This is a genomic window from Streptococcus mitis SK597, assembly GCF_000148545.1.
Classification (GTDB): Bacteria; Bacillota; Bacilli; order Lactobacillales; family Streptococcaceae; genus Streptococcus; species Streptococcus mitis_C.
In genome coordinates this window covers 1-8,963 of the sequence record NZ_AEDV01000074.1, presented here as the reverse complement: position 1 = coordinate 8,963, position 8,963 = coordinate 1, and the positions used below count along the sequence as shown (strand labels likewise).

The 8,963-nt window shown below is 42.4% G+C and carries 8 protein-coding genes; 3 read left to right on the top strand and 5 right to left on the bottom strand.

What is annotated here, in order from left to right; genetic code table 11:
- Positions 1-16 precede the first annotated feature (16 nt).
- From psaA to SMSK597_RS09870, 3 genes are read right to left on the bottom strand one after another with little or no spacing between them, the layout of a single operon-like run.
- Entirely contained in the window at positions 17-946 is a 930-nt protein-coding gene (gene psaA, locus SMSK597_RS09880; RefSeq protein ID WP_000733051.1) for a metal ABC transporter substrate-binding lipoprotein/adhesin PsaA, read from the bottom strand.
- A 31-nt stretch (positions 947-977) separates the two neighbouring features.
- Complete coding sequence (locus tag SMSK597_RS09875; protein WP_000559779.1) at positions 978-1,826, bottom strand: metal ABC transporter permease; 849 nt, start codon at positions 1,824-1,826, stop codon at positions 978-980.
- Positions 1,823-2,545, bottom strand: a complete 723-nt coding sequence (locus SMSK597_RS09870) for a metal ABC transporter ATP-binding protein (protein WP_000619165.1) — start codon at positions 2,543-2,545, stop codon at positions 1,823-1,825. The genes SMSK597_RS09875 and SMSK597_RS09870 overlap by 4 nt, the downstream gene beginning before the upstream one ends.
- Positions 2,546-2,721: 176 nt before the next feature.
- Here SMSK597_RS09870 and pepO point away from each other — a divergent pair, with 176 nt between their 5' ends.
- Complete coding sequence (gene pepO, locus SMSK597_RS09865) at positions 2,722-4,614, top strand: endopeptidase PepO (protein ID WP_004238349.1); 1,893 nt, start codon at positions 2,722-2,724, stop codon at positions 4,612-4,614.
- Between the two features lie 126 nt (positions 4,615-4,740).
- On the opposite strand, the gene SMSK597_RS09860 is transcribed toward pepO, so the two are convergent.
- A complete protein-coding gene (locus tag SMSK597_RS09860) occupies positions 4,741-5,370 on the bottom strand; it encodes an MBL fold metallo-hydrolase (protein ID WP_000690851.1) in 630 nt (209 codons plus the stop codon).
- Between the two features lie 126 nt (positions 5,371-5,496).
- On the bottom strand, positions 5,497-5,757 hold the full coding sequence (locus SMSK597_RS13005; protein WP_000750449.1) for a hypothetical protein: 261 nt from the start codon (positions 5,755-5,757) through the stop codon (positions 5,497-5,499).
- Positions 5,758-6,252: 495 nt separating this feature from the next.
- On the opposite strand from SMSK597_RS13005, the gene SMSK597_RS09850 reads away from it, so the two are divergent.
- Together SMSK597_RS09850 and dtd are read left to right on the top strand one after the other, a co-directional pair.
- Positions 6,253-8,475 carry a RelA/SpoT family protein gene (locus tag SMSK597_RS09850; RefSeq protein ID WP_001123790.1) on the top strand — a complete coding sequence of 741 codons (2,223 nt, stop codon included), beginning with the start codon at positions 6,253-6,255 and terminating at the stop codon, positions 8,473-8,475.
- Positions 8,476-8,505: 30 nt separating this feature from the next.
- Entirely contained in the window at positions 8,506-8,949 is a 444-nt protein-coding gene (gene dtd / locus SMSK597_RS09845; protein ID WP_000691443.1) for a D-aminoacyl-tRNA deacylase, read from the top strand.
- Positions 8,950-8,963 lie beyond the last annotated feature (14 nt).

Sequence of the window (8,963 nt, the reverse complement as noted above, 5' to 3'; positions counted from 1 at the left end):
CCCGTTTTTCAGAGGCTTATTTTGCCAATCCTTCAGCAATCTTGTCAAGGTTGTATTTCATCATGTTGTAGTAGCTGTCGCCTTCTTTACCTTGTTCTGCGATAGAGTCAGTAAAGATTTGTGCGTAGATTGGGATGTTTGTGTCTTGAGAAACAGTCTTCATTGGACGGTCATCCACACTTGATTCTACAAAGAGGGAAGGAGTTTTTGTTTGGCGAAGTTTTTCAACCAAGGTCTTGATTTGGTCAGGTGTTCCTTCTTCTTCAGTATTGATTTCCCAGATGTAGGCACTTGGGACACCGTAGGCTTTAGAGAAGTATTTGAAGCATCCTTCGCTGGTTACAATGAGTTTTTTCTCAGCAGGGATGTTGTTAAATTTCTCCTTAGCTTCCTTGTCAAGTTTGTCTAGCTTATCAGTATATTCTTTGAGATTTTTTTCGTAGAATTCCTTGTTGCTAGGGTCTTTAGCGCTCAATTGTTTTGCGATATTTTTAGCAAAGATCATACCATTTTCAAGGTTAAGCCAAGCGTGTGGGTCTTCTTTGCCTTTTTCGTTTTGACCTTCAAGGTAGATAACATCAACGCCTTCGCTGACTGCAAAGTAGTCTTTGTTTTCAGTTTTCTTAGCATTTTCTACCAATTTTGTAAACCAAGCATTGCCACCTGTTTCAAGGTTGATACCGTTATAGAAAATCAAATCAGCTTGAGAAGTTTTCTTAACGTCTTCAGGGAGTGGTTCGTATTCGTGTGGGTCTTGGCCAACAGGAACGATACTGTGAAGATCAATCTTGTCACCAGCAATATTTTTAGTAATATCAGCGATGATTGAGTTTGTAGCAACAACTTTTAGTTTTTGACCAGAAGCTGTATCTTTTTTTCCGCTAGCACATGCTACAAGAGCAATGACAGAAAGAAAGAGAACGAACAATGTACCTAATTTTTTCATTAGATCCTCCAATTTATTGGGGCTTTGCCCCTTATTTTAACAAATGTTTATTTTTCAGTTTCAAATATCGTTGTTTTGGAGCGATAAAGAAGCTAATGAGAAAGAAACTAGCAGCTGTAAGCACGATACTAGAACCTGCCGCAACGTTAAAGCTATAGCCAATAAAGAGTCCCAAAACTGAAGCTGTAGCTCCAAAGGTTGAGGAAAGGAAAATCATACTTTTCAGGCTATTAGCATACAGATAAGCAGTTGCAGCTGGGGTAATCAGCATGGCTACAATCAGGATAGTTCCGACACTTTGCATGGCTGTCACAGACACGAGAGTCAAGAGTACCATGAGAAGGTAGTGATAGAAATTGACAGGCATTCCCATGGCTTTAGCCAAGAGTTCATCAAAGGATGTTATCAAGAGTTGCTTGAAGAAAATCCAGATTAACAAGAGAATGGCTGCCCCTACCCCCATGGTAATAAACATATCCGTATCTTGGACGGCCAGGATATTACCAAAAAGGATATGGAAAAGGTCAGTTGAACTTTTAGCGACACTAATCAAGATGATACCGAGGGCTAAGAAAGAAGAAAAGGTAATGCCGATGGCGGTATCGCTTTTGATAATCGAGTTCCCCCTGATATAGGTAATGATGATGGCAGCTAGCAATCCAAAGACAATGGCTCCGATAAAGAAGTCAAGGCCCAAGATGAAGGAGAGGGCTACACCTGGTAAGACAGCATGTGAAATGGCATCTCCCATGAGTGACATCCCGCGTAGAATGATGAAACATCCTACAGCTCCAGCTACGACCCCGATGACAATGGCTGTTATCAAGGCATTTTGTAAGAAATGGAATTTTTGCAATCCATCGATAAATTCTGCAATCATAGGTCACCTCCACTGAAAAAGAGTCGATTACCGTAAGCTTCTTTGAGATTGGCTTCGGTAAAGGTTTCTTTGGTTGGACCAAAGGCAATCACTTCTCGATTGACAAGCAAGACTTGATCGAAGTAGTGGGGAACCTTGCTGAGGTCATGGTGGACGATGAGAACCGTCTTCCCAGCTTTTTTCAAATCTCTCAGCGTATTCATGATGATTTCCTCACTGACGGAGTCAATTCCCACAAAAGGTTCATCCAAGAGGATATAGTCGGCTTCTTGTACTAAGCAACGTGCAATCAAGACCCGCTGGAATTGACCTCCAGACAGTTGACTGATTTGCCGTTCAGCGTAGTCAGCTAGGCCGACGATTTCAAGGGCCTCTTGCACTTTCTTCCAATGTTTAGCATTTAAACTTCGAAAGAGGGGGATAGAGGGAAAGAGTCCTAACGAGACACATTCCTTGACCTTGATGGGAAAGTTGTAGTCGATATTGATTTTTTGTTCGACATAGGCGATTCGATGTAAGGATTTTTTAACTTCCTTGTCATCGAGAAATGCCTGACCTTGATGTGGGATAATTCCCAGCATACCTTTTAATAATGTTGATTTTCCAGCACCGTTAGGACCAATGATACCGGTAATTGTTGGTCCTTGGAGCACTAGTGAAATATCCTTAAGTGCCAACGTTTCTTTGTAGGAGACACTGAGGTTTTCGATACGTATCATACAGTTGTATTCCTCCTTACTCTTAATATACCTTAAAAAAAAATTAAGTCAAGTTAATTTTTGAAAAAATTAAAATAATAACTGAAAAATGATAGAAAAGGAAAGTTCATTTTTAATTGCATTCCCAGTTAATTTTTGTTAAGCTAAAAACAAGTACAAATGAAAGCGAGAACAAGATGACACGTTATCAAGATGATTTTTATGATGCTATCAATGGAGAATGGCAACAGACAGCTGAAATTCCAGCAGATAAGTCTCAAACGGGAGGTTTTGTTGATTTAGACCAGGAAATTGAAGATCTGATGCTGGCGACAACAGACAAGTGGTTGGCAGGAGAAGAGGTGCCTGAGGATGCTATCTTGGCAAACTTTGTCAAATATCACCGCCTAGTTCGTGATTTTGACAAGAGAGAAGCTGACGGTATCACACCTGTCTTACCACTTCTTAAAGAATTCCAAGAATTGGAGACTTTTGCGGATTTTACAGCTAAACTAGCAGAGTTTGAGCTTGCAGGAAAACCGAATTTCCTTCCTTTTGGTGTATCGCCAGACTTTATGGATGCCAGAATCAATGTTCTATGGGCTAGTGCTCCAAGCACGATCCTGCCAGATACGACCTACTATGCAGAAGACCATCCTCAGCGCGAGGAGCTCTTGACTCTTTGGAAAGAAAGCAGCGCAAATCTCCTCAAGGCTTATGATTTCTCTGATGAAGAAATTGAAGACTTGCTAGAGAAAAGACTTGAATTGGACAGCCGAATTGCAGCAGTAGTTCTTTCTAATGAAGAAAGTTCAGAATATGCTAAACTTTACCATCCATATGCTTATGAAGATTTCAAGAAATTTGCGCCTGCCCTACCTTTGGATGACTTCTTCCAAGCTGTTCTTGGACAAGTACCAGACAAGGTTATCGTAGACGAGGAACGTTTCTGGCAAGCCGCAGACCAATTCTATAGTGAAGAAGCTTGGCCTCTCCTCAAGGCAACCTTAATTTTAAGTGTTGTGAATCTCTCAACCAGCTATTTAACAGAAGAAATCCGTGTCTTGTCAGGTGCCTATAGCCGTGCGCTTTCAGGAGTTCCAGAAGCCAAAGACAAGGTCAAGGCAGCCTACCAGCTAGCACAAGGTCCTTTCAAACAAGCCTTGGGTCTCTGGTATGCCCATGAAAAATTCTCTCCTGAGGCTAAGGCGGACGTGGAGAAAAAAGTGGCAACTATGATTGATGTCTATAAGGAACGCTTGGCTAAAAATGACTGGTTGACTCCTGAAACTCGTGACAAGGCCATCGTCAAACTCAATGTCATCAAGCCTTATATCGGTTACCCAGAAGAATTGCCAGAACGCTACAAAGACAAGGTAGTGGATGAGACTGCTAGTCTTTTTGACAATGCTCTAGCCTTTGCGCGTGTGGAAATCAAGCACAGTTGGAGCAAATGGAATCAGCCTGTAGACTACAAGGAGTGGGGCATGCCTGCTCACATGGTCAATGCCTATTACAATCCACAGAAGAATCTGATTGTCTTCCCAGCGGCTATTTTACAGGCGCCTTTCTATGACTTGCATCAGTCATCTTCTGCTAACTACGGTGGTATTGGTGCAGTTATTGCCCATGAAATTTCTCACGCCTTTGATACCAACGGAGCTTCCTTTGATGAAAATGGTAGCCTCAAGGATTGGTGGACAGAGAGCGACTATGCTGCTTTCAAGGAGAAAACACAGAAAGTTATTGACCAATTTGATGGACAGGATTCTTATGGAGCAACCATCAACGGTAAATTGACGGTATCAGAAAACGTGGCTGACTTGGGAGGAATCGCTGCAGCGCTTGAAGCAGCTAAGAGAGAACCGGACTTCTCAGCAGAAGAATTCTTCTACAACTTCGGTCGCATCTGGCGCATGAAAGGTCGTCCAGAATTTATGAAACTTTTGGCTAGCGTTGATGTACACGCACCAGCCAAACTCCGTGTCAATGTACAAGTACCAAACTTCGATGATTTCTTTACAACCTATGATGTCAAAGAAGGAGATGGTATGTGGCGTTCGCCAGAAGACCGCGTGATTATTTGGTAATGCAAAGAGATAAATAATCAGAAAAAGGCATCCAATCAGGTGTGAAAACCTTGACTGGATGCCTTTTATAGTGGAAAGACTGCTGGATAATATACTTAAAATGCGATAGTCATTGTCATCATCTTGTTAGAAAAAAGGATTGAAAGTTTTTTCGTGAGCGATAGTAGTAGCTGGACCATGTCCTGGATAGACATCGTAGTTTGGTAGGGTGAAAAGTTGGGTCTGGATACTGTGAAGAAGTTGCTCCATACTACCAGTCGGAAGGTCCGTCCGTCCGATTGTTTCACGGAAAAGAGCATCTCCAGTCAAGACTAGGTGAGCATCAGGAAAGACGATAGAAACGCCACCGATAGAGTGACCTGGTGTTGGCAAGACAGTAAAACGAAATTCCTTCAGTTGGTATTCTTCGTGAAAGACAAAAGTGTGTTCTGCAGGTTTTGCGACCACATCTGCCATATCATCGTGGCGAGGTAGCCCAGAGAGATTATCGACAGGAGTATAGAGCCAGCTGGCTTCGCTCTCTGCGATATAGACAGGAGGATTGCCAAAAGTTTCGCGAACCAAGTCCAGACTCATGATATGGTCATAATGGGCGTGGGTCAATAGAATGGCACAGATCGGTTTGTTGATCTTCTCAATTGTCTGACGAATGGCTTCCCAATGGCTACCAGGATCGACAACGATGAGGTGCTTTTCGCCTTCCAAGTAATAGGTATTTTCATAGGCAACAGGATTCACGGTTTTATGGATTTTCATATTAGCTCCAATCTCAAAGAATGTACTAAATTAAGTATAGCACAGTTAGGGAGAATAAGTAAGGATTTAGAATGAACTTAAAAACCAGCATGACTAGATGAAGACAGGCTGGTTATCAATTTATCACTATTGGAGAGGTGTTAATTGCCCTTCATAGGTTGCATAAACTCCGTCATTAGCTTGTTTGATAGATGTGATGTTTAGAGTGCCACCGTAGTTAGCTTCTCGTTTGTCACTATATTCACTATAACTTATCCTACTGGGCAGGTTCTGATCGTTAGCATAGTATTGAACGACTGTTTTTTTATAGCTTTGCTGGCTGAATAGGAACAGGCAGCTAACTCCTAACACTAGGAGAGCAAAGATAGAAATAGCAGTTTTTTTCATAGGTGTTCTCCTTATAAACTAAAGGATAAAAGAAAGTATCTTGAGGATTTTTATACTCTTCGAAAATCTCTTCAAACCGCGTCAACGTCGCCTTGCCGTATATATGTGACTGACTTTGTCAGTCTTATATATAACCTCAAAGCGGTGCTTTGAGCAACCTGCGGCTAGTTTCCTAGTTTGTTCTTTGATTTTTATTGAGTATTAATTCCAAAATCCAGTCAAGGTACCAGTGTATGTGACACGAGTTCCACCGTTTATCTTTCGTATATTCAATGGAATTGGGGAAGTCAGAAAGTCTTTCGGTTACAATATGGTTTCCGTTCTTCTATCTCTCCTTCTATCACCTAAGTTTAAAATCTAACTTCGTAATATATTATAGACTAATAATTCAGAATTATCAAGCAATTCTGAATTATTTTTTTCTTATTCTGTTCCAATCTAGTTTTCATATTCTTAAAAAAGTGATAAAATGGTAGGAAGAATTGGAGAGTAGAGATGCCAAAAGAAGTGAATTTAACAGGCGAAGAAGTTGTCGCTTTAACCAAAGAATATTTAACGGAAGAGGATGTCCATTTTGTTCATAAGGCCTTGGTCTATGCGGTGGATTGTCATAGTGGTCAATATCGCAAATCAGGCGAGCCTTATATCATTCACCCTATCCAAGTGGCAGGTATTTTAGCCAAACTCAAGCTGGATGCTGTAACGGTAGCTTGTGGTTTCTTGCATGATGTGGTAGAAGATACAGATGCGACCTTGGATGATTTGGAAAGAGAGTTTGGTCCAGATGTGCGCGTGATTGTCGATGGAGTTACCAAGCTCGGTAAGGTCAAGTATAAGTCTCACGAGGAGCAGTTGGCAGAAAATCATCGCAAGATGCTCATGGCCATGTCTGAGGACATCCGTGTTATCTTGGTCAAACTGTCAGACCGCTTGCACAATATGCGGACCCTGAAACATCTTCGAAAAGACAAGCAGGAGCGTATTTCCAAAGAAACTATGGAAATCTATGCCCCACTTGCCCATCGTTTGGGGATTTCCAGTGTCAAATGGGAATTGGAAGACCTATCTTTCCGTTATCTCAACCCAACGGAGTTTTACAAGATTACCCATATGATGAAGGAAAAACGCAGAGAGCGTGAAGCCTTGGTGGATGAGGTAGTCACAAAATTAGAGGAATATACGACAGATCATCACTTGAGAGGGAAGATTTATGGTCGTCCCAAGCATATTTACTCTATTTTCCGCAAAATGCAGGATAAGAGAAAACGGTTTGAGGAAATCTATGACCTGATTGCTATTCGCTGTATTTTAGATACCCAAAGTGATGTTTATGCCATGTTGGGTTATGTGCATGAACTTTGGAAACCCATGCCTGGTCGTTTCAAAGACTATATCGCCAACCGAAAGGCCAATGGTTACCAGTCTATCCATACGACAGTTTATGGGCCAAAAGGGCCGATCGAATTCCAGATTCGAACTAAAGCCATGCACGAGGTGGCTGAGTACGGGGTTGCGGCTCACTGGGCTTATAAGAAAGGCATTAAGGGGCAAGTCAACAGCAAGGAATCAGCTATTGGGATGAACTGGATCAAGGAGATGATGGAGCTCCAAGACCAGGCTGATGATGCCAAGGAATTTGTGGACTCTGTCAAGGAAAACTATCTGGCTGAGGAGATTTACGTCTTTACTCCAGATGGGGCTGTCCGCTCTCTTCCAAAAGATTCAGGACCTATTGATTTTGCCTACGAAATTCATACTAAAGTAGGGGAAAAAGCAACTGGTGCCAAGGTCAATGGCCGTATGGTTCCACTGACAACCAAGCTCAAGACAGGGGATCAGGTTGAAATTGTCACCAATCCGAACTCCTTTGGACCAAGTCGTGACTGGCTCAATATGGTCAAGACCAGCAAGGCGCGTAACAAGATTCGTCAGTTCTTTAAAAACCAAGATAAGGAATTGTCTGTCAACAAGGGGCGTGAAATGCTGATGGCTCAGTTCCAAGAAAATGGTTATGTGGCTAATAAATTCATGGACAAGCGCCATATGGACCAAGTTCTTCAAAAGACCAGCTATAAAACAGAAGAATCCCTCTTTGCGGCTATTGGTTTTGGAGAAATCGGTGCCATTACCGTCTTTAACCGTCTGACTGAAAAGGAACGTCGTGAAGAAGAACGTGCCAAGGCCAAGGCGGAGGCAGAAGAACTTGTCAAGGGTGGCGAGGTCAAGGTTGAAAATAAAGAAACCCTCAAGGTCAAGCATGAGGGTGGTGTAGTCATTGAAGGTGCTTCTGGACTCCTCGTGCGGATTGCCAAGTGTTGTAATCCAGTGCCTGGTGACGATATTGTCGGCTACATTACCAAGGGGCGTGGTGTGGCTATTCACCGTGTGGACTGTATGAACCTGCGTGCCCAAGAAAACTACGAGCAACGTCTCCTTGATGTGGAGTGGGAAGACCAGTACTCTAGCTCAAATAAGGAGTATATGGCCCATATAGATATTTACGGCCTCAACCGTACAGGACTGTTGAATGATGTACTGCAAGTTCTTTCAAACACAACCAAGAATATCTCAACGGTCAACGCCCAGCCAACCAAGGATATGAAATTTGCCAATATCCATGTATCCTTTGGTATTACTAACCTTTCAACGCTGACTACGGTTGTGGACAAGATTAAGAGTGTGCCAGAAGTTTACTCTGTCAAACGGACCAACGGCTAATTGTCCTAGCTCTTAACTAGAAAGGCTATTATGAAAATCATTATCCAACGGGTTACAAAAGCCCAAGTGAGCATTAAAGGTCAGGTTCAGGGGAAAATCAATCAGGGACTCTTATTGCTGGTTGGTGTTGGACCAGAGGACCAAGAGGAAGATTTGGACTATGCTGTGAGAAAGCTTGTCAATATGCGTATTTTTTCAGACGTAGAAGGCAAGATGAACCTGTCTGTCAAAGATATTGAAGGAGAAATCCTTTCTATTTCTCAGTTTACCCTCTTTGCGGATACCAAGAAAGGCAATCGTCCAGCCTTCACAGGCGCAGCCAAGCCTGATATGGCATCAGACTTCTATGATGCTTTCAATCAAAAATTAGCGCAAGAAGTGCCCGTTCAGACAGGCATCTTTGGAGCGGATATGCAGGTTGAGCTGGTCAATGATGGGCCAGTTACCATTATCCTAGATACTAAAAATAGATAAGAAAGACCAAACCC

Bases quoted from the DNA above. Each gene is read 5' to 3' on its own strand.
- psaA (WP_000733051.1), bottom strand. From the start codon at position 946: ATGAAAAAATTAGGTACATTGTTCGTTCTCTTTCTTTCTGTCATTGCT.
- SMSK597_RS09875 (WP_000559779.1), bottom strand. From the start codon at position 1,826: ATGATTGCAGAATTTATCGATGGATTGCAAAAATTCCATTTCTTACAA.
- SMSK597_RS09870 (WP_000619165.1), bottom strand. From the start codon at position 2,545: ATGATACGTATCGAAAACCTCAGTGTCTCCTACAAAGAAACGTTGGCA.
- pepO (WP_004238349.1), top strand. From the start codon at position 2,722: ATGACACGTTATCAAGATGATTTTTATGATGCTATCAATGGAGAATGG.
- SMSK597_RS09860 (WP_000690851.1), bottom strand. From the start codon at position 5,370: ATGAAAATCCATAAAACCGTGAATCCTGTTGCCTATGAAAATACCTAT.
- SMSK597_RS13005 (WP_000750449.1), bottom strand. From the start codon at position 5,757: ATGAAAAAAACTGCTATTTCTATCTTTGCTCTCCTAGTGTTAGGAGTT.
- SMSK597_RS09850 (WP_001123790.1), top strand. From the start codon at position 6,253: ATGCCAAAAGAAGTGAATTTAACAGGCGAAGAAGTTGTCGCTTTAACC.
- dtd (WP_000691443.1), top strand. From the start codon at position 8,506: ATGAAAATCATTATCCAACGGGTTACAAAAGCCCAAGTGAGCATTAAA.